This window comes from Streptomyces hokutonensis (assembly GCF_000376565.1).
GTDB lineage: Bacteria > Actinomycetota > Actinomycetes > Streptomycetales > Streptomycetaceae > Streptomyces > Streptomyces hokutonensis.
This window is the reverse complement of record NZ_BARG01000107.1, coordinates 1-19,722: the sequence shown is the minus strand read 5'-3', so window position 1 is coordinate 19,722 and position 19,722 is coordinate 1. Positions and strand designations below refer to the sequence as shown.

At 66.2% G+C, this 19,722-nt stretch carries 12 protein-coding genes and 4 pseudogenes; 9 read left to right on the top strand and 7 right to left on the bottom strand.

Going from position 1 to position 19,722, the window contains the following annotated elements; all coding sequences use genetic code 11:
- Positions 1-514: 514 nt before the first annotated feature.
- The 4 genes from SSP08S_RS50250 to SSP08S_RS64005 form a co-directional block, all read right to left on the bottom strand.
- Positions 515-1,330: a hypothetical protein gene (locus tag SSP08S_RS50250; protein ID WP_019075239.1), complete on the bottom strand. Its 816-nt coding sequence runs from the start codon at positions 1,328-1,330 to the stop codon at positions 515-517.
- A 1-nt stretch (position 1,331) separates the two neighbouring features.
- Positions 1,332-5,912, bottom strand: a complete 4,581-nt coding sequence (locus SSP08S_RS50245; RefSeq protein ID WP_245608129.1) for a PDDEXK-like endonuclease domain-containing protein — start codon at positions 5,910-5,912, stop codon at positions 1,332-1,334.
- A gap of 171 nt (positions 5,913-6,083) precedes the next feature.
- Positions 6,084-6,473 (bottom strand): endonuclease domain-containing protein, encoded by a 390-nt coding sequence (locus SSP08S_RS60375; protein WP_245608127.1) that lies wholly within the window; start codon positions 6,471-6,473, stop codon positions 6,084-6,086.
- Positions 6,424-7,074 (bottom strand): hypothetical protein, encoded by a 651-nt coding sequence (locus SSP08S_RS64005; RefSeq protein ID WP_019075237.1) that lies wholly within the window; start codon positions 7,072-7,074, stop codon positions 6,424-6,426. The genes SSP08S_RS60375 and SSP08S_RS64005 overlap by 50 nt, the downstream gene beginning before the upstream one ends.
- Positions 7,075-7,555: 481 nt before the next feature.
- Between SSP08S_RS64005 and SSP08S_RS57685 the strand changes: the two are divergent.
- Positions 7,556-7,849: pseudogene (locus SSP08S_RS57685) on the top strand (transposase family protein); the annotation flags it as partial.
- 82 nt (positions 7,850-7,931) lie between these two features.
- Here SSP08S_RS57685 and SSP08S_RS57680 read toward each other — a convergent pair.
- The gene (locus SSP08S_RS57680) at positions 7,932-8,150 is read right to left on the bottom strand and encodes a helix-turn-helix domain-containing protein (RefSeq protein WP_102133586.1); all 219 of its coding nucleotides are present in this window, start codon (positions 8,148-8,150) and stop codon (positions 7,932-7,934) included.
- Positions 8,151-8,442: 292 nt separating this feature from the next.
- On the opposite strand from SSP08S_RS57680, the gene SSP08S_RS50225 reads away from it, so the two are divergent.
- The 8 genes and pseudogenes from SSP08S_RS50225 to SSP08S_RS57670 all read left to right on the top strand — a co-directional run.
- Positions 8,443-9,702, top strand: a complete 1,260-nt coding sequence (locus SSP08S_RS50225; protein WP_245608125.1) for a tyrosine-type recombinase/integrase — start codon at positions 8,443-8,445, stop codon at positions 9,700-9,702.
- Between the two features lie 109 nt (positions 9,703-9,811).
- Positions 9,812-10,328: pseudogene (locus SSP08S_RS60370) on the top strand (winged helix-turn-helix domain-containing protein); the annotation flags it as partial.
- 36 nt (positions 10,329-10,364) lie between these two features.
- On the top strand, positions 10,365-10,535 hold the full coding sequence (locus SSP08S_RS60365; protein ID WP_245608123.1) for a hypothetical protein: 171 nt from the start codon (positions 10,365-10,367) through the stop codon (positions 10,533-10,535).
- Between the two features lie 416 nt (positions 10,536-10,951).
- Positions 10,952-11,920: an alpha/beta hydrolase gene (locus SSP08S_RS50215; protein WP_019075232.1), complete on the top strand. Its 969-nt coding sequence runs from the start codon at positions 10,952-10,954 to the stop codon at positions 11,918-11,920.
- Positions 11,917-13,986: a vWA-MoxR associated conflict system protein gene (locus SSP08S_RS57675; protein WP_019075231.1), complete on the top strand. Its 2,070-nt coding sequence runs from the start codon at positions 11,917-11,919 to the stop codon at positions 13,984-13,986. The genes SSP08S_RS50215 and SSP08S_RS57675 overlap by 4 nt, the downstream gene beginning before the upstream one ends.
- Positions 13,983-14,912, top strand: coding sequence for an AAA family ATPase (locus SSP08S_RS50205; protein WP_026179514.1), 930 nt, complete (start codon positions 13,983-13,985; stop codon positions 14,910-14,912). Before SSP08S_RS57675 ends, SSP08S_RS50205 begins: the two co-directional genes overlap by 4 nt.
- A pseudogene (locus tag SSP08S_RS64355) lies at positions 14,893-16,233 on the top strand (SAV_2336 N-terminal domain-related protein); the annotation flags it as partial. The gene SSP08S_RS50205 and the pseudogene SSP08S_RS64355, both read left to right, overlap by 20 nt.
- A 30-nt stretch (positions 16,234-16,263) precedes the next feature.
- A pseudogene (locus tag SSP08S_RS57670) lies at positions 16,264-18,054 on the top strand (SpoIIE family protein phosphatase); the annotation flags it as partial.
- 101 nt (positions 18,055-18,155) lie between these two features.
- On the opposite strand, the gene SSP08S_RS64695 reads toward SSP08S_RS57670, so the two are convergent.
- Both SSP08S_RS64695 and SSP08S_RS50195 read right to left on the bottom strand, forming a co-directional pair.
- On the bottom strand, positions 18,156-18,485 hold the full coding sequence (locus tag SSP08S_RS64695; protein ID WP_086022078.1) for an integrase core domain-containing protein: 330 nt from the start codon (positions 18,483-18,485) through the stop codon (positions 18,156-18,158).
- Positions 18,376-19,488 (bottom strand): IS110 family RNA-guided transposase, encoded by a 1,113-nt coding sequence (locus SSP08S_RS50195; RefSeq protein ID WP_019075229.1) that lies wholly within the window; start codon positions 19,486-19,488, stop codon positions 18,376-18,378. Before SSP08S_RS50195 ends, SSP08S_RS64695 begins: the two co-directional genes overlap by 110 nt.
- Positions 19,489-19,722 lie beyond the last annotated feature (234 nt).

Genomic DNA, 19,722 nt, shown 5'->3' with positions numbered 1-19,722 from the left:
GACCACTCCCATCCATTTTCCGCTGCACCCTGTGGCTCCCCACCAAGATCCGCCTCACGAACGGCTCACACGTACGGACCTGTATCCGAGGCGGTTCGATGTTCGCTCCAACTGTCAGTGTGGAACCAACTCGTGGGATTTGATGCGGCCCTCCAGCGGGCGTGCTGGGAGTGGACTATCTTGTCGGCGCTGCGGGCATGCACGATCCCAAGCCTGTCCAGGCTCTCTCCTGGCACGCCAGGTTCTCCGAGACCTGGGGCACCTACGCCCGTCCGCCGCTGGCGACCGAGGGCCTGACGGTAACGGTGTTCAGCGGCGCATTTCCTCGGCAGAGGGTGTGGCTTCGGCCGCGATGCCAGGCCGAAGCGGATTGAGGGAAGCGGCAAGCTCCTCGACGGCGTGCGCCGGTACGTGGTCGAGTACCTCGGCGGTCAGGACGATGTCCTGACCGCGGATGGCACCGGCTTTCGAAAGCAGGGCGTACGTCTGCCGAGGTGCCGCTCACGCCTCGTATCTATTGGGGTTTGCTCGCCGCCAGATCGTTGAGGACAGCGTTGACCGTCGACCAGCACAGATCGGCCGTGTCGAAGTCTGCGCTGTGCTTGGCTCGCTTCTCCGCGAGTGGGTGGACCAGGTTGCGGTAGGTCCGCAGCAATTCCGAGGCCATCTTCGCGTCCTGGTCGATCCATCCGTTGGCGTGGGCGTGCTGGACAAGCTCCTGCAACCCGGTGGCGCGTAGCGGCCTGGAGAGGGGCACGCTTGCGGGTCTGGCTTCAGCTGCGTGGACCAGGACGCCTTCCAGGAGGCTGCCGAGCATGATGACCGCGGACGTGTAGGCGCCGTGTTCTTGGCAGATGTGTGCCTCATCGAGGCGTAGTTGCACCGCGCGGGCCAGGTCCGTGTCGGCGACGATGTCGGTGATGGCTACTTTGAGTTCCACCCGCTGGAGGCGTGGTGGTTCGTCGGGGTCGTATTCGACGAGGACGGGCTGGCCGTTTCGGTAGTCGATGCGGCGGCCTTCCAGGGCCAGGACTTCTTGAAGGCGTTCGATGACGGGGTCGTATTCGCTGGGCTGTTGCTGGTACTCGCGGCGGTCGGCCAGTCGCAGGACGACACGTTCGATGTCGTCGGCGTCGTCCTCTTTCCGTTCGCGCAGGAGGTCCAGGATCCAGCGCTGTCGTGGGCTTCCGTCGTGATCGGGGACGTCTTCCCAACCGGCCCGGCGGAGGAACAGCGCGAGCTCCCATCCACGCCGTCGTTTCATGCCGGGCTCGTCGCCGCAGACCATGGCGGCGAGTTCGTCGAGTGTGCTGTCGTCGAAGTTCTCCATGTCAGGCCGCCTCGTTGTCGTCGTCCAGCTCGCCGTCGTAGGGGTCGGTGTCTTCGTCATCGGGTTCGGCTTCGGCCAGTCCGACCGGTGTCCATGACGCGTGAGGTTCGGTGTCGTCCGTGGAGGTCGCCGACGTGGTGCGCGGGTGGATGCCCAGGTCGGTCAGGCGTTTCCACAGCGGGGCCAGGGCCTCTTCCGGTGAGAGTGCGAAGGCGCTGCTGCGTACGCGCCAGAACGTCCAGCCGGCGCGGCGCAGTTCCCGTTCCCGCTCGGCGTCGTCGTGGATCTGCTGGCTGTCGGAGTGATAGGGGCTTCCGTCGCATTCGACGGCGAGGCGCCCGTGGTCTCCGGTGACGACGAGGTCGATGTACTTGCCGTTGACTTCCCATTGCGGCACCACGTCATATCCGCGTTCCTTGATGCGCAGGAAGACGCGCTGTTCGAAGAGTGAACCGAACGGCTTGCAGTGCTGATCCGGGCTGACGTCGGTGGGCTGGTGGGCGTGGGTGTAGGGCGGGGGTGGGCTTTGCATGTAGGTGAGCAGGGAGTGGCGCAGGTCCTTGCTGCTGAGCTGGTCGGCGGTCATGGAGTGGAAGAGCCACATCTGGTCGCGGGCTCGGCTGGCTGCGACGTTGAAGCGTCGTTCGTGGTGGCGGCCGGTCGCGGCGATGACGTTGCGGCCGTCTACGACCATCGACAGCAGGATGACGTCGCGTTGGTCGCCCTGAAACTCTTCGGGGGTGCCGACCTGGATGTTGTGGCGTTCGCGGGCGGGCATGTCGATGCGCTGGTCGACGAGGTCCTGTACGAGCCGCGTCTGGGCGCCCTGGCGCAGGATGATCACACCCATGCTGCGGCCTGCGTAGGCGGGATCCTGGGTGAGGCGGTGGAGTTGGTCGACGACAGCTTCCGCTTCCGGCCGGTTGATCAGCTTGTCCCTGCGTCCTTCGCAGTGGCCCTCGGGAAGGTGGATCACTTTCAGCGGAGGGAGCCGGTCCGAACCGTGCTGACGCAGCAGGATGAGCTGGTTGTCGGGGTAGAACTGCAGAGAAGACCACTTGATGATCTCGGGCATGCAGCGGAAGTGCTCGGTGAGGCGGATCACTTCGGTGAAGCGGGATGACAGCAGTTCGTACAGGTTTGATTTGGGATCGAAGCCCTCGCGTTGCCAGGGTTCGAGTGCGGCCAGGCGTTCGTCGAAGATCTGGGTGATCCGGTCGTGCTTACTGCCGGTGTAGGAGGGCGCGCACTGGCGGTCGTCTCCGACGACGATGATCCGCGGGGCGAGCCAGAGCAGCAGCAGGCCGTTCAGACCGACTTGGCTTGCTTCGTCGACGATCACGACGTCGAAGGAGTCCGGTTCCGGGCGGATCGTTTCGGCTACCTGCCTCAGCGGCATGATCCACGCCGGTACCGCGCCCTGGGCTGTCTGCATGGCTGAGCGTGCGTGGCGTTGATGGCGTTTGCCGTACTCGGTCGTTCCTTGACCGGCGTTGGCGATGGCGCTGGCGTAGGCGGCCAGGGCTTGCTTGTGCTTCGTGGTCATCCGGCTTACGCAGTGGAGAGCCGCACGGTCGCAGACGAGTTGTTCCACGAGGTCGTTGATTCGGGCTTCGACCTGTGCCAGTTCCCCGTCCAACTGCTCTTCACGTCCGGGAAGCAGATGCGTGTCAAGGAAGTCCTGGGCTTGGCGCCAAGCCCAGGCTTGAGGCAAGGCGGTGAACCGGGCACGCCAGTCCCCGCTGAGGGGATCGGCAGCGAATGCCTGCGCCAGTTCGGGGTGGGCTTCACTGAGCCGCTGGAAGAGTTTGCCGGTCTCGCGCCGGTCCGCTTCTCGCTGGTAGGCCGCTTCCAGTGCTTCCACCGCGCGTGCGTAGGCCTGTGCGTCGCGGGCGGCTGCCGCATCAGCCGCGTGCCGGAGTTCCTCAACGGCATGTGGTTGTGGCTGCGGAAGAACGGTGAGGACGTCGTCGAGCTGTCGGCCTGCGGTCCGAACCTGCAGCAACTGCCGTGCCTGTGCAACGGCGTTGCGGATGTCCCCCCATTGTTCAGGAGTGGTGACCGATGCCGGGATGCCGCAGGACAGCAAGGTTGCGTGAACTTGACGGATGACCTCGACACACGTGTCGACAGCCTGCAAGTCTGCTGCTCTGTCCAGGAGTTCGGACACCAGCAACTCGGCCGTGTCCTGCCCGACGGTCGATCCGACACCCGCCCATCGGTCGCGCAGGACACGAGCGTGGGCGCGCATCTCCAGATGGCGAACCACCGCGGCGATCTGCTCCCGGCCGGCGGGCGCCATGCCCTCGACACGGCACTGTTCCAGCAGGACACGGGCTTGTTTGAGAACGGCCGGCCGTGGCCAGCGTTTGTTCAACTGCCCGCCCTGCCGAATGTACTGCTCCACGGTGCGGCCGCTGATCAGGAGCTCTTTCTCCTCGCCTTCGGCAAGCTTTGGTATCTCCACCTCAGGGAAGGAGGCGGCCGCTATCTCCTGCTGCGTCTGCTGGGCACGCTGTGAAGCGTTTCGGATGCTGTCCCACATCTGCTGCCATCGGCGTGCGATGCCGTCCTGAAGTGCACGGGTGGACCAGGTCTCGTTGTGCCACGACGCAGGATCCGCGGACAGCCCTACCCTCTGCAGGGCTTGTTGAGCTTGATCGAGCAGCGTTTCCAGGACCGTGAGCTCCGCGTCGCCGTGGTCGCTCAGCGTCTGGGCCAGTGGCATGACGGGCTCTGGGCCAAGTGCTTGCTCGGCGGCTTCCAGGTCCTTGATCCGGCCGGCGACGTCCGCGGGGTTCGGCAGCATGGCGGGATCGGGGCAGTACTGGATGTGCGCGTCGAGGATTCCCGGGCCGTGCAGGGTGACCAGCAGCCGCAGTCGCTGCGCCTCGTCCGTGGTCAGCGGCGGCAGTTGCCCCGACTGCGCAGGCAGCGGCGGCAGCCATTGGTAGTCGGCCGTGCCGCGATCGACTGCTTGCACGATCTCGTCGAGCCGGCCCCGGTATCCCGGCGCGATCTCGGGGTGCTCGTACCATTCGACTTCGCGCACCGCCCGCAGGCCCTCCCGCAGTCTGGCCTGTTCCTCCATGAGCTGGTGCCGCTGGGCTTGCTGGACCTCGATACGCTGCTGAAGCCGTTCGGGATTCGTGGTCGCGCTCAGGTGTGCCAGTGCTCCGAGGGACTGGCGCAGATCAGAGCTGCCGCCCTGCCAATGATCACGCTGGATGACGCACATGCTGCGCAGCCCGGCGGGCAGTTGGTCGCGCAGCACCTTCAGCGCCTGACCCTTTTCGCTCGTGACCAGGACTCGCTTCCCGTCCGCGAGGAGGGCTGCAATCAGGTTGCTGATCGTGTGCGTCTTTCCTGTCCCCGGCGGTCCCTGGACCACGACACTGGTGTCGCGCTGCAGCCTGTCCAGAACATCCAGCTGGGCCGCATTGGTAACCATCGGGAACAACGGTTCCGGGCCCAGTGCCGGAGGAACGGAGCCGCTCCTGCTCCGCCAGGCCATGCGCTGCTCCGGTTCGAGGTCGTACAGCAGCTGCGCCAGCCCCAGAGGAGCTGGCGTTCCTGGACGTTTCAACGCTCGGGCGATGCCCTCGAAGAAGCCGAGTACCGAGCGCTGACCGTGTTCGCGCAGGATGAGCGCCGGCGCGCGATGCACCGAACGCGTCCGCGGGTCTGCGGTGAGGTCGGGATGCTCTCTGCCGGCATCGAAGGGAAGCGTTCGTTCGACTCCGAAGGCCCGCTGTGACCACGAGCGCAAGGCCTCTGTCGCCCGGTCCGACAGCGGGTGGAAGGCGACGTCATCGACATCAGCACGCACGACCCCCAGCAACTCCGAGGTGTAGCCGTCGGACTCGCTGAGGAACTCGGTGTCTTCCAATCGGCCCGACTGCCCCGGCACCAGGGACACCGTTATGTTGACCGAATTCGGGTCAACCATCAGGGTAACGGGCGCAGTCACCAGGTGCCTGCGCACCCGAGATGAAGCACGCTCGGCCCCCATCTGCAAGAGCCCTACCGCCAGGACGACCTCGAACGTGTCACCGTCCTGCTGGATCTTCTTCGCCATCCGGTACAGCTGCTGATGCAGACGGCGCTGCGGCTCGGCCGCCAACTCCTCCTGCGCCCACCGCTTCCATCGTCCAGCCCAGGCTTCGTAAGCCTTGCGAACCTCCGACGTGCCGATGTCCAACGCCTTCGGGGTCTCTCCCTGGTCAGCGGGGGGCTCAGCCTGATCTTCATCGATCAGCGCGTCGTCAATCAGCTCGGGAGGCTCGCTAGCAGCGGTGGCTGCCGCCTCGACCGACACACGGCCGTCCAGGATGGCAGGCAACCGAGGTGGCTCCAGAGGCGGACGGTGCTTGACCACCATGATCTGGGAGTCGGCGTCCCGGGAACGGCGGACGAGGCCCTCGGGCACCTCCGCGAACCACACCACCTCTGAATACTTGGCACAGTTCCTGACGGGCCGGTAGGCACCTCGCACCAGCTCCTGCAGACAGTCGACCAACACACGAGTGTCGCGGATGGCCTTGGGATCACTGCCATCGCGTACCGCCGGGCGGGCCATCACATCCCCCAAACGCCTGCCACTGTGGCAAGCCTTCCAGAGTCCACGACCGCCACAAGTCAGGCAATGCGGCAGACCTCAGCCGGGGCCGTTTCCAGACAGAGCGGCGTCCACGTAGGCGCGCACGATGCTGGCAACCTCGGCCGTGGTCATCTCCCTCGTCCACGTTGCCATCTAGGCGTGGGTATCGCAGTGCAGGGCGATGCGGTGCACCCCGTGTACGCACTCGGTGCGGTAGGCGTTCGGCCGGTGCCGGCAACGACGACCGTGGCGCTCGACCTCCTCCAGGTGGTCCAGGACGACGTCGAGGTGGAAGCGGCTCGGAAGAGTGTGCCCTTCCCTGCATCCGCGGCATCTCAGCAGGTGCTGGCCACTGCCGTTGCGACGGAGGAAGGCCACGCCCTTGCCCTCAAAGGTGTTGCAGCTCGGGCAGACCGGTCCCCTGACATGGCCGTGTTCATGGCAGTGGTCCCAGAGGGCCGCCCGGCTCTCGCGGCACAGGCAGCACAGGTACTCATCGGAGCGGTGCGTGCGACGCAGCGAGCGGTAGGCGACGCCGTCCAACTGTCCCTCGTACGTCCCGAAGGCCTTGCCGGAGCAGACCGGGCACAAAAGTGACGTAGCCGCTGGGGGTGACGGTGCGCCAGCCCCAGCGGCTCCCCTGAGCCCGGCAGCCGGTACAGATCCGGGCCCGCTCGGCCAGGGTCCGCTCTCGCTCCTGCCAGCGATCCATCATGTCCGCGTACGCACGCGGGAGCACCCAGTACGTCCCGGACCAGGCCAGCAGAGCAAGCGGGCGGGTGCCGGCGATCGTGCGCTCGCCGTAGTGCAAGACGAGGTCCTCAAGAGTGAGTTCGCCGGGGAGGCCGTGAGAGCCGATCTCGTACCTGTTCCTCCAGACGTCGGTCTCGAAGGCGTCGGCGGTGTTCACCTCGAAGCCGATGGCCTCGGGATCGAACACGTCGAAGTCGTTGGCAGGGTCGTAGGCGAAGGCGGCGGGGGCGTGGACTTCGCTCCGGTGGGATCGCCGCGCGGCCGCGTACATCCAGTAGTTCAGCGTCCTGCGCCAGTCGGCGCGACGCCAGTCATCGTAGGCTTCCCGGTCGTCGAAGTAGCGGCGACTGGGCACTTGGGCCTCGACGACATCGGTGGTGTCGATCGACACGGCGGCGAGGACCCGGGCCCCGCCCGTCTCTTGGCTGCTGGCGACGATCCTTCCAGAACCTGCAGAGTCCGACCGTCAGAGCGCAGACGTTGGTTCCACGAAGTCCTCGAACACCAGACCAAGGCCAAAAGGGCGAGTTAAAGATCTGCACGCCTTTAGCCTCGGACTGTCAGTGCGACGTGAAGTCGCTGTCATGCAGTGGTAGTTGCAAGGAGAGGAGTCGACTACTCCGGCCTGTGACCGATAGCCGGTCCACAGCCTCGGGTGCGTCTGCGGTGACGCGGGGGTGCTGAGCCGAAGTGGTCAGGCTCAAGCGCACGATGGGCCATCATCACGCCACAAGCGAAGGGGAAGTCCGAGCGGGCGAGCGAAAGCGAACCCTTGTCCTTACGAGCCGACATGAGGAACACCGCGTCAATGGCGAAGCGGTCGGCGGTGGGAACTCCGTGCATTGAGAAGTGCGACACGACGCGAGATGCCCGGCCGCACCCACAAGATCATCAGGATCTGCGAGCGCCAAGGCGTCCCCGTCCTCGCCGACATGGCCTGCATCGGCGCGGGCGAGTGGGTCACCACCCCCAAACGCCGACCGCCCCAAGGTGAACTCACCACGACCGAGCGGACGGTCAACCGGGGGCTGTCCGCGGCTCGCGTACCCGTCGAACGAGGAATCGCCCGCCTCAAATCCTGGCGAATCTTCCGCAGAGCCCGATACAGCCCGAACCGCATGACGTCAATCGCCACGGCTGTCCTCACCCTGGAGCGGCACCGCTGAAAACCCTCACCGTGTCCTGGTTACGCCAGCCGCTTCAGGCAGCACATATCGCTCGTGGACGGTATCGCAGGCTCTGTGTCGTTCATCGTTCAGAGTCCGCTTCGTCGGACGTCTCCGCAACGTCTTCGAACAGCCTCGCAGGCGCTACGTCCAGGCCGGACGCGATGCTCAGGATGGTCAGCACCCCCGGATTGCGCCGCCCGTGCTCGATGTAAATCAGTCCTCGAAAACTCAATCCGCTGCGTTCGGCGAGCTCTTCCAAGCTGTAGCCGCGCTCTTCTCTAAGGCGTCGGATTTGCATTCCGATGGACACAAGTCGCGGATCCGGCAGCGATTGACTTTTGGGCACACGGTGACTCGATCGTCACACCATCGAGGTTCACCATGAACAGTTGTGCATAACTACTCGGTGTAGCGGAAAGCATCGTTCTGACCGGCCCTGAACAGACACCAGACGCACCGGCCACACAAGGCGCTCCACCACAGCAGCCGCCACCGACGTGAACCTCCGGACCGCCCACAACGTCACGTCGCCGGGCCGGTACGAGGGCGAGCACCCGCGCACAACGCACCACCGATTTACGGGCGGAACATTGAGCAAGCCGACCGAGCCGTTCGATCGCTGGCACAAGCGATATCCCAAACCAGAACGCGGCGAGGAACCGTGCCGATGCGGCACCAAAAAGCGCCCCCTATACCCGTCTGCGGATCACAGCCGGGGCCGGCAATGGCAAGCGCGCTACACCGACATCGGGGGCAAAGAGCGAAGAGTCTGCCTGACCACCTGGCAGGAGGCGCGTGAGCACCTGGACAGGGCACTTGCAGAAATCAAAGAGAAGGAATCACCAAACCCCTCCGACAGCAAGCGCGTTGCATACTACGCGGCTCAGATGATTGAAAGGAGACGCCAGCGACGAAAGAACGCCCACACGACCGCCGCCTACGAAGGCCAACTCCGCAACCATGTCCTGCCGTTCATCGGGAGCCGCTCGGCCGGCACCCTGCGCCGCCGGGACTCTACGTCCTTCGTCGACTACTTGATCGACAAACCCAACATCAACTCGCCCCGCACGGTGGTCCAGATCTTCAAGATCTGGCGCCTTCTCATGCACTACATGGTCGACGAGGATGTCCCGCTCCCGTCCAACATCGTCTCGCGGATCGAGCTCCCGGAAGTCACACCGCGCATCAAGGTTGTGCTGTCACCCGGACATGTCGCAGCAGTCGCAGCTGCGATGCGGCAGGTGGCGCCCCGCTATGAGGTTCTGATCTGGCTCGGCGCGTGCGCCGGTCTGCGTCTGGGCGAAGCCTTCGGGCTGATGCGAAGTCACGTGGCCTGGGAAAATGACCTGCTTCGCATCGTGGAACAGCGTCAGCGCGGCAAGGCGGTACGTCTCAAGACCAGATCCAGCTATGCGACGTTGCCAGTGGATCGTTTCCTGATCAAACAGCTCGCCCGCCACGCTGCGCAGTTCTCCGGCCCAGAGGCCAGGTTGTCCTCTGCCGAGCGCCGCAGGCAGGACCGCACTCCTGTCGACCTCACGTCAGAGGACCTTCTCGTCACCAACCGGATCGGCCGCCCCGTCCTGTACAACGACTTCTATGCGAAATGGCGAAAAGCCGTGACCCGAGCCGGACTTCCCGAGCGAGCTCGCTTCCATGATCTCAAGCACTTCTACACCAGCACGCTCGGTGCCTCCGGCCAGCACGACCCGAAGACCGTGCAAGCCCTCTCACGGCATGCCGAGTTCTCCGAGACCTGGGACACCTACGCCCACCCACCGCTCGCAGTGGAGGCGGTCACGGTCACGGTGTTCGGCACCGCGTTCTCTGACGCCGCATCGGCTGTCTGAGAACGCTCGGCACGTCTAGAGATCTTTAACGGTGCGGGTTACGTCTGGTCGTGACGGTTGGCGTCGGCTGCGCTATGCCGGAGAGGTGTGATATCCCGATGGCGGTGGGCTGACGGCCGAGGAGCGCAATCGGCGTGAGCAAGTCCGGTTCGCGGCAGCTGACTTGATTGAGGCGGGGGCAGTGACCGGGAGGTGGCCCGGCGGTTCCGGGTGACCCGGATGTCGGCGAACCGCTGGCGCCGGGCCCTGGCTTCGGGCGGCCGGCAGGCGCTGGTCTCCAAGGGTTCCGGTGGCGCTCGCTGCAAGCTCAGCACAGGTCAACTGCATGTTCTGGAGGCGGTGTTGGAGGCCGGGCCAGCCACGTGCGGATGGAGTGACCAGTGCTGGACGCTGGCCCGCATCGGCGAGGTCGTGCGCCGCCGGTTCGGCGTCGAGTACACCCTGGCCGGGCTGAATCTGCTTCTGCACCGCATCGGCTGGAGCGTGCAGGTCCCGGCCCGCAAGGCCAGCGAGCGCAACGAGGCGCAGATCGCCGCCTGGAAGGACGAGCAGTGGCCCGTCACAAAAAGAGGGCGGCGGACCTGGGCGCCCGGCTCCGCTTCGAGGACGAGGCAGGTCAGGGCCTGAGCCATCACGCCGTAGTCCTTCTCACCTGCGCTCTCGTGACCTTAACCGCGGTCCTCGTCGCAGGGGCAGTCAGCTATCTCGCCCGCCGCGACCACGCCTCGTATCCAACAGCCATAACCCGAGCGACAGTTGCCTTCACCACCACCCTGACGCTGACGCTGGCTGCGGGACTGGTGACGGCCCTCGCCAACCTGACCCGCCGGTGACGGAACCCCTCCCCAGTGGGCAACCGCCGCTGACCCGACCCGATGGGCAGTGGATCGCCCTGGGGGCCGGTACAACTGGAACGGACGTTCAGTCAGGGCCTTCGGCAATGGGTGCGGTTCTTCTTGAGTGAGCCCGCCGGTCAGGCCGGGAGTTCCCTCGGCCTCCGTACACCAGCCACGACTACGAACGCCGCCACCCGAACCAGCCTGCCTGCCGGGCACGGCCCGGCCGCCCAACACAGAAGCCTTTGCTGACCGTCGGCTAACCTCGCGCGGTACGGCCCGAGTTGAAGGCTCTGCTTGCTACTCTCAACTCTTCTCCAAGCACGCGGACCACGTCGACTCCCTTTGTGTGAAACGCCGTTGGTCTCGTGTGCGCATACTGGTGGAGCATAGGCGGGGGAGGGGGCCAGGGCGTGAGACCGGCCTTGGTATTTGTTCATGGCATCGGCGCTGCGCGGGATCCCGAGGCGGAGCGCAACTCCTGGCTCGCGGCCCTGGCCACAGGGGTACGCAAGGCGGGCCATTCCCGGGTGGCAACGACATTGGACCAGAATGGGTTCGCTGACACGGCCTTCGCCTACTACGGTGACCTGTTCGTGGACCCGGATGCCCAGGGCGGGCCGGCACCGCTCGTAGAGGCAGCCGAGAGTGAGGCCCTTCGACAGCTGCTCGGAGACATGATTGAGGCGCAGCTGGACACCCGCCCCGAGGAGGGCGAACGGCGTGTGTTGCAGCATGCACGCGTGGAGCTGACGGCGACACAGCAGGCTCAAGGCAGCGGAGATCTCGTACGGCGGCTGGTGAATGTCTGCACAACTCTGTTAGCCCTGCCCGGTATCCGGCGTGGGGGTCAGTGGGCGAGCGGACGGATTATGGCTGGTCACCTCGCCCAGGTCACCCGCTACCTGACACGGGCCGAGCCGGACGGCAACGGCCATACGCTCGACGGGCGCATCCGGGACCGGGTCCTCGGCTTTCTCGACGACAGCAGGCCCACGGTCGTCGTTGCGCATTCCCTGGGAAGCATCGTCGCCCTGGAATCCCTGCACCACCACCGGGGATCCGTACCACTACTGGTGACCGTGGGCTCTCCGATCGGCATGCGCACTGTCGTACTCCCGCGGCTGCGTCCCCAGCCGCCGGCCACACCGGACTGTGTGGAGGGGTGGCTCAACTATTGGGACCGTGACGACATCATCGCCCCGCGCCCGTGGCTGGAGCGGGACATGCTGCCAAACGCCGATGGCTGCCTGCCGGTGACTGACCGGGTGGATTCCGACGGCATCTGGGTTCACACAGCCACCAAATACTTGGCGCAGGCCAGCGTGGCCGGCCCGATCGTGGAGGCCATCCGCCGCGCCGAGGAGAGGTTCTCGGCATGACCGCTTCACGGCTGCTGCTCATGCTGGCGCCTCAGAACACCGCCATGGGCCACCTCGATGAACTGGAGGGAGCCGCACGCGCCTTGGGCAAGGCGCTTCAGCAGCACGACCTGGGCCAGTGTTCTCCTGCACTGGCCGACGGCATCGCCCTGCTGTACGGCACGGACGTGACTCAGGTACAGATCGAGACTGCGGTGCGTGCGGCCGCCCGACAGGCAGGCGACACCGGCGCCACACTGGTCCTGGCCTTCCTCGGCCACGGAATGACCCCGGGCGGGCATTCTGAGCTGTACCTGATGGGCGCTGACGCGCAGCCGGACGTACTCAGCACCGCGGTGAACATCGGCCACCTCATCGTCCAGGCGGCGGAGCACCCGGGCGTCAACGGCGTCATCGCCCTGGTCGACACCTGCCATGCCTCAGGAGCCGTGCCCGACGTCAAGGCCCTTGTAGCAGGCGTGCGAGGAGGCCGCACCCGAGTGTCCCTGCTCATGGCCTCCGGGGCCGATCAGGAAGCCTATGGCCTCGTGTTCAGCCGACGCCTCGCTGAACTGCTGAGACAGGGCGTCCCGGGCGCAGGAAAACACACAGGAGTGTCCACGCTGCGGGAGCTGCTGCGCCACACCATCGTCGGTCAGGACATCGTCAGTCTGGAACACGACGGTGATCACTTCGCGGCGCAGGGGTTGTGGCTGTCACACAATCCGCTCTGTGCAGATACGGATCGCCCCGGCCCTGGAACGCTCGGCGCCGAGGACCTCAGATCGGCGCTCGAAGCCGTCGGTCCCGCCGTGGCCTGGCCGGAGCCGTGGTCCCTGCACGAGCTGGAACGGGTCCGGCACGAGATCCAGACGATCAAGGAGACCGGCACAGCCATCGGCCCGATCGCCCTTGTCTACAGGGCCATCCACGTGGTGGACGCTCTGCGCACCTGCCTTCTCACCCAATCCTTCCTTGTCTCCTGGATGGGCTACAAACTCACCACCCACGGTCTGCGTAAGGCACTGCCCCCGCTGCCCAACGACGTCTACGCGCTGATGCCGGCAACCACGGGCACCGCCCTGCTCACAGATCTCCTTGAGCTCCTCGTCCTGCGCGCACCGCGCGTCGGGGACAGTCGTACAGCCTTGCTCACCCGATTCGTTGCGGCACTCGGCGCCGACGCCGGACTGGACCTCTCGGCTCCCGAGATCACTGACTGGGCGGATGCCTGCGGGGCCCGCATAGAACTCAACGACGCCCAAGAAGACCTGGTTCGCGGTCAGGCCGCACGACGGTTGCGGCTGGTGGTCAGCTTGCATGCCACGGTGGCTGACGACTGGCCCGAATCACTGGACCTGTGGCTGCTGGACGGTGGCAGAGTGTGCGAGCGGGCGGAGATCACCTGCTCCCCGACACAGACTGCCGTCGAAGCCAAAGTCGGAGAGGCCGTCGCCTGGGGACGCAAGCACGCCCGAATGCGCCAGGCACCACTGAGACACGTGGACGTTGCCATTCCCACCTCGCTGCTGCTGCGCTGGAAGCCCGAAGAGACCGACTTCGGCGTCCGACTGGGCGTGAACCACGACGTGGTCGTGCGCTGGAGCATGCGTCTGAACCCGCCCGCCCACCTGTGGTGGATCAATGATCACGCCCGGTCGGGCCTGGAACAGATGAGCGCCTGCGCGGCCAAGGCCCCGGTCGACTGGCTGGCGGCGCACGATGAGGGCAAGTCACAGGAACTCGGCGAGCGGCTGAAGTCCGGCAGATACACGCGCGCGGTGGCATTCGCGCACCGGCCGGCCCACCTGAAGCAGCTGATGGAGTTGCTCCTGGCCTATGTGCCGGTCGTGCTGTGGCCCGACACGAACAACAACTTCTCGCCCACCGAACAGGCACTCCTGGACACGTTCTGGGACCGCCTGCCCACAGAGCTGGCCGAGGCGTACCGACGCCGCTGGCAGGGCGGTTCGGCCGCTCCGTCCGATCGGCTCGCCGACCTGAGATCGGTCTGGCACGACCTCGAATGGCTCGATTTCTGCAGCTGGTTCGACAGCCAGGACGCCGCACACGGGAGCGCTCTATGACTTGGAATCCGTACTACGTAGGAGACGGCATCCCCCGCGACGTGGCACTCGCGCCCCCACCACCATGGCGGATGTTCCCCCGTCGCGCGATGGCGAAGGAATTCAAGCCACCGGCGGGTCTGGTGGAGTCGGTGAACGCGGCGCTCCATCTGCGCCGGCCGCTGCTGGTGACCGGTCCGGCCGGATCGGGCAAGTCCACCGTCATCGAGCAGGTGGCCAGCGAGCTGAAACTCGGCGCGGTGCTGCGCTGGCACATCACCTCCCGCAGCACCCTGAACGAGGCGCTGTACCGGTACGACGCCCTCGGCCGAATTCACGCTCAGCGGATCGGCCAAGCCGGCGGGGTCGATGACATCGCGCCGTTCATGCAGCTGGGACCGCTGGGCACGGCCCTGCTGCCTTCGGACCATCCACGCGCGCTGCTGATCGACGAGGTGGACAAGAGCGATCTCGACCTTCCCAGCGACCTCCTCGACGTCCTGGAACGCGGCGAATACGAGATCCCCGAACTCGCCCGCTATCAAGAGGACCTCGTCTCCGTCCGGCAGTGGGGCAGCGACGAGCATCACGACATCGAACGGGGCCGCGTGCGCTGCACACAGTTCCCCTTCATCGTGATGACCAGCAACGGCGAGCGGGACTTCCCCGCCGCATTCCTGCGCCGGTGCATCCGCTACACCATGGCGCCACCGACAGTTCCCCTGCTCCGCCAAATGATCTTGGCTCACCTGCAGATCGACATCGACGCCGGAGGACCACTGAAAGACCTCGTCGAGGAATTCGTCGCCAGACTGGAAGGCGGCGACAGCCTGGCCATCGACCAACTCCTCAACGCCGTCTACGTGATATCCGGAACCACCGCTCCCGAAGGGCGCGGCCGGCAGGAGGTCGCCGAACTACTCATGCGTGAGCTCTCCCGTGCCTGACAACTTGGCTCGCGTACTGCACAGCCTGCGTGCCGCGGGGACAGACCTGGACGCAACGGTCCTGGCCGAAGCCGTCTGGCTGGCCGCCACGGTCCGCGGGGAAGCGGGTCTTCGGCAGCCAGATACCAGCAACTACGGGCCGACACCGCAGAGGACTGACGACACACAGCACGACCGACCACAGAGCGACCGGGCATCAGCGGACTCACCCCAGCACGGCGCGGCGATGCACGAGCAACTCTCTGACAGCCCCGGCAGCATGCCGGGCGACTTGGTTGCCGTCGCCCGAGGCCGGGCCCTTCCCAAAGCTCTTGAGCTGTCACGCGCGCTCCGAGCCTACAAACGACCATGGGCAGCTGGCCTGCACACTGAGCTGGACATCGAACGCACCATCGACGGATACGCGCGCAGCGGAGAACTCATCCCCGCACTGCGAGCCGCTCCGGAACGCTGGTTCGACCTTCTGCTGATCGTCGACCAGTCGCTCTCCATGCAGGTGTGGACAGAAACGATCGCCGAATTCGAACGCGTCCTGGACCACCTCGGCGCCTTTCGGCTTCTGCGTACCTGGGGACTGACCTTCGAGAACTCACAACCCCTCCTCCACGATCACCAAGGGGCGGTGGCCGGTCCAGATCACGTACTCTCCCCACAGGGCAGACGCCTGGTCCTGGTCATCTCAGACTGCTCGGCCCCCGGCTGGTACCGGCGGAAAATTTGGAAGCAACTGCGAGCATGGGCCCAGTCGACACCAGTGGCCCTACTTGATCCACTGCCCCCGAAACTGTGGCGGCGCAGTGCACTTGACCTTCCGGGCGCTACAGCCGTTCAAGCAGTGCCGGGCAACAGCAGCACAACATTGAGGTTCGAGGTACCGCTGCTCCTGGAAAATTCACAGGACGGCCCGTCACCATGGCTCCCCATTCCCATCCTCTCGCTCAGCCCGCACTCGCTCGGTCGCTGGGCACGGGCCCAGATGCGTGGCGACCCCGGCGGCTGCGACACCGTACTCATCCCCGCAACGGGCCGCCTCCGGCGCGGCAGTTCGCCCCACACCCGTGCCACACAAGTCAACCCAGTCCAAGCATTCATCCGCACAGCTTCGCCCGATACGGTCAAGCTCGCAGTCCTGTGCTCACTGGTCGGGCGCATCAGCCTTCCCGTGCTTCAACTGATCCGGCGAGAGCTCGTACCCGAAGCCACCGTCGCCGACCTCGCCGAGCTGATCACAAGCGACATCGTGTCACTTCACTCGCAGGACAGCGGCGTGTTCGTGGTGACCTTCCGCAACGGTGTCGAAGAAGAACTGAAGCAGTTACTTCCCCAGCACGAGGCATGGCGCTTGTGCGGAATGCTGGAGACGTATGTCCGGGCCCGGGTCGACAGCACGATGAGCGTGCCCGCAGTTCTGCACAACCCCCAAGCACTACAGCTCCTTCCTGCCGAAATACAGCCGTTCGGCCGCGCCACTCACGATGTCCTGCGGGCACTCGACCACGGCGAACCAGGGCCGGACGGCATGGCATCCATCCTGGCCTCGGCGACGGCCCGAATCGCCGGTGGGATCGATACCGACGAAATCGTCCATGCCCTCTTCGGCACCGCCGTCCCTGCTTTCGCCGACACACTCGTCCTATATCTTCGTGACCCCATCACGGTCGACAACGAGACGCCCATTGAACCCGTGACATTGCGGCGGTGGGGCTCCGGCCGAAGAAATCAGTCCGGCCCGCACGTCGGTCTGGCGGAGTGTCAGGTACGGCTCGGCGGTGGTCTCTCCGAAGTCCTGCGCGGCGTCCGCCCAGTCTTCACGGATGCACCCGCCGCGCGTGCAGCGCTGTCCGAACTCCTCAGCGAGGGCGACGAGTCGATCGTCCCCCACGGTCAGCGCGTGATCCTTGCCCCGCTGCGTGGCCGGCGCAGGGAGATCGGGGTGGCGCTCTTCCTGCGCAGCTCGGAGCGGATGGCATTCGAGGCCGACGACCTCCTGGTCGCCGCCCAGCTCGCCACGCACAGCGCGCTGGCCATCGACAAGGCGAGGCTCTACGGCCGCGAGGCGTACACCGCCCGCGAACTGCAGCGCACCATGCTGCCGGAGTCACTCCCCGGTACGCCTGGCGTGCGGCTGGCGGCCCGCTACCTCCCGGCCGCCGAGACCGCCCGCGTCGGCGGCGACTGGTACGACGCGATCCCGCTGCCCGGCAGCCGGGTCGCCCTCGTCGTCGGCGACGTCATGGGCCACTCCATGACGTCCGCAATGATCATGGGCCAGCTGCGGACGGCCACGCAGACCCTAGCTGGTCTCGACCTGCCCCCGCAGGAGGTTCTGCACCATCTCGACGAACAGGCCCAGCGCCTGGGCACCGAGCACATGGCGACCTGCCTCTACGCGGTCTACGACCCGGTCTCGCAACGCATCACCATCGCCAACGCCGGCCATCCGCCGCCGATACTGCTGCATCTGGGCGGCCGGGCCGATATCCTGCCGGTACCTCCCGCCCCACCGATCGGTGTCGGCGGCGTCGACTTCGAGGCCGTAGAGCTCGACGCACCGGCCGGAGCGACTCTGCTCCTGTACACGGACGGGCTGGTCGAGTCGCGGCTGCGGGACGTGTGGACTGGGATAGAGCAACTGCGCGAGAAGGTCACCGCGGTCGCGCAGCACACCGGACCCGGCCATCCGCCGCCCCTCGACGCCCTGTGCGACGAGGTGTTCGACCTGCTCGGCCGGGACCACCGGGACGACGACATCGCGCTGCTCGCCGCCCGCTTCGAGGGGATCGCGCCCAGCGACGTGGCGTACTGGTTCCTGGAGCCCGAGGAAACCTCGCCGGGCAAGGCCCGGCGAAGGGCCCGGAGAGCGTTGGCCCGGTGGGGGCTGGAGGAGCTCAGTGGCGTGGTCGAACTACTCGTAAGTGAAGTCGTGACCAATGCTGTCCGCTACTCGTCCCGGCCGGTGGCGTTGCGGTTGCTGCGTACCGATGTGCTGCGCTGCGAAGTTGGCGACGATTCTTCTCAGCTGCCCCGTATGCGGCAGCCGCGGTTCGGTGAGGCAGAGGGACTCGGGCTCTACTTGGTCAACAAGCTGGCCAACCGCTGGGGCAGCACCCGGCTGAGCACCGGCAAGGTCGTGTGGTTCGAATGCTCCTTGCCGGAACCTACGGTGTCGAACGGAGCTGCTGATGCACTCATGAGTGAGCTTGGCGATAGTGAAGTGACCCCTTGAAGTCCGACACTTCCTTTTTATGCCGCGAGGTCGAGGCGTTGCCGATAGCGAGTCCGTGCCTGATGCGGGGTGAGGTAGCCGATGGTCGAGTGGATCCGCTCTCGGTTGTAATACTGCGCGATCCACCAGAATACGTCCTGCCGGGCCTGCATCCGGGTCGGCCAAGCGGTGGTGCCGATCTCGGACTTGAGTACGGCGAAGAACCTCTCCGCAGCCGCATTGATGCCCCTATGGATGTCAAGCGGCGCCTCGGGCTGGTTCCGTGCGCTCTCCCACGGTGGCCTTGGGGACGATGATTCGGTAGATCTCTCGTGCGACGTAGCGTTTGAGGCAGCGGACGATCTCACGGCGGGACTTGCCCTCGGCGAGGCGTCGGCGCATGTAGTCCTGGGTGCGGCTTTCCCAGCGCAGGCGACTGAGGATGATCCGGAAGAGGGCGGCGTTGGCCTGGCGGTCACCGCCTCGGTTGAGCCTGCGGCGCTGGGTCTTGCCGGAGGATGCCTCGACGGGGCTGGTGCCGCACAAGGCTGCGAAGGATGCTTCGTTGCCGAGGCGTTCAGGGTTGTCCCCGGCAGCGATGAGCAGGGTCGCGGCGCTGTCCGGGCCGACGCCGTTCACCTCGAGCAGTCCAGGAGTGCTCGACGTGATCGCTTCGGTTATCCGCCCGGTGAGCTCGGTGATCTCCTCGGTCAGGCTCTGAATGCGGCGGGCCAGCAGTCTCAAGGTGTGCCGCGCGGCCCCTGCCGGCCCAAAGTCCTCCGACTCCGTGAGTGCGGCGCACTGCTGGAACAGCTTCGGGTTGCTCAGCCCGGCCAGGGATTCGCGAAGTTCGACGTCCGCGCAGACCAGGACGCTCTTGAGCTGGTTGATGGCCTGGGTGCGGGACTTGATCGCGGACCCTTTGGCCAGTTTGAACAGCCGCAGCATCTCCACCGGGCCGTCGCTCGTCTTCGCTGTGGCCGTGGCCCGGCCGGACAGCACGGCGCGAGCGGCGGCTTCGGCATCGATGGCATCGGTCTTGCCGTGGCGCCGTCGGGCGGCCCTGTCGGGCTGGTTGACCTCGGTCACCTCGATGCCCTCGGTGCGTAGGTGCCGTGTCAGAGCGGCTCCGTAGGAGCCGGTGCACTCGACTCCGGCGCGGCGCAGCAGGCCGAACGAGCGGGCCCAGGCCACGAGTTGGCGATAGCCCTCAGCAGTTGCGGGGAAGGTGCGGCCGTCCAAAGTGGCGCCGAGCGTGGTGATGACGGCCGCGGCGTGGACGTCCTTGTGGGTGTCGACGCCGAGCAGGACTTCCCCGGCGGCGTCGGCCGGGATGTGACACGGGGCAGCGGACTGCGTGATGCTGGGCAAGGTCGCCTGTCTCCTGATCGCCTCGGGTGTGGGTGACCGTCGCCGGGCCGGGGCGGTCAAGACTGTGACGGTGCCTGTCGCGAAGGCCCCTATCGGGACACGTCCCCTGCCCGGCGGCAGTGTGTACCGCTCCAAGCAGTGGCCGACAGATCAATGCAAAGGCAACAGCGCCAGTCGAAGCACGGGTCAGGCCACCGCCCGAAGCGGCACCTGATCATCCTCACAGTCGAAGCA

Coding starts and splice junctions, on each gene's coding strand:
- SSP08S_RS50250 (WP_019075239.1), bottom strand. CDS start 1,330: ATGGAGAACTTCGACGACAGCACACTCGACGAACTCGCCGCCATGGTC.
- SSP08S_RS57680 (WP_102133586.1), bottom strand. CDS start 8,150: ATGCAAATCCGACGCCTTAGAGAAGAGCGCGGCTACAGCTTGGAAGAG.
- SSP08S_RS57675 (WP_019075231.1), top strand. CDS start 11,917: ATGACCGCTTCACGGCTGCTGCTCATGCTGGCGCCTCAGAACACCGCC.
- SSP08S_RS50205 (WP_026179514.1), top strand. CDS start 13,983: ATGACTTGGAATCCGTACTACGTAGGAGACGGCATCCCCCGCGACGTG.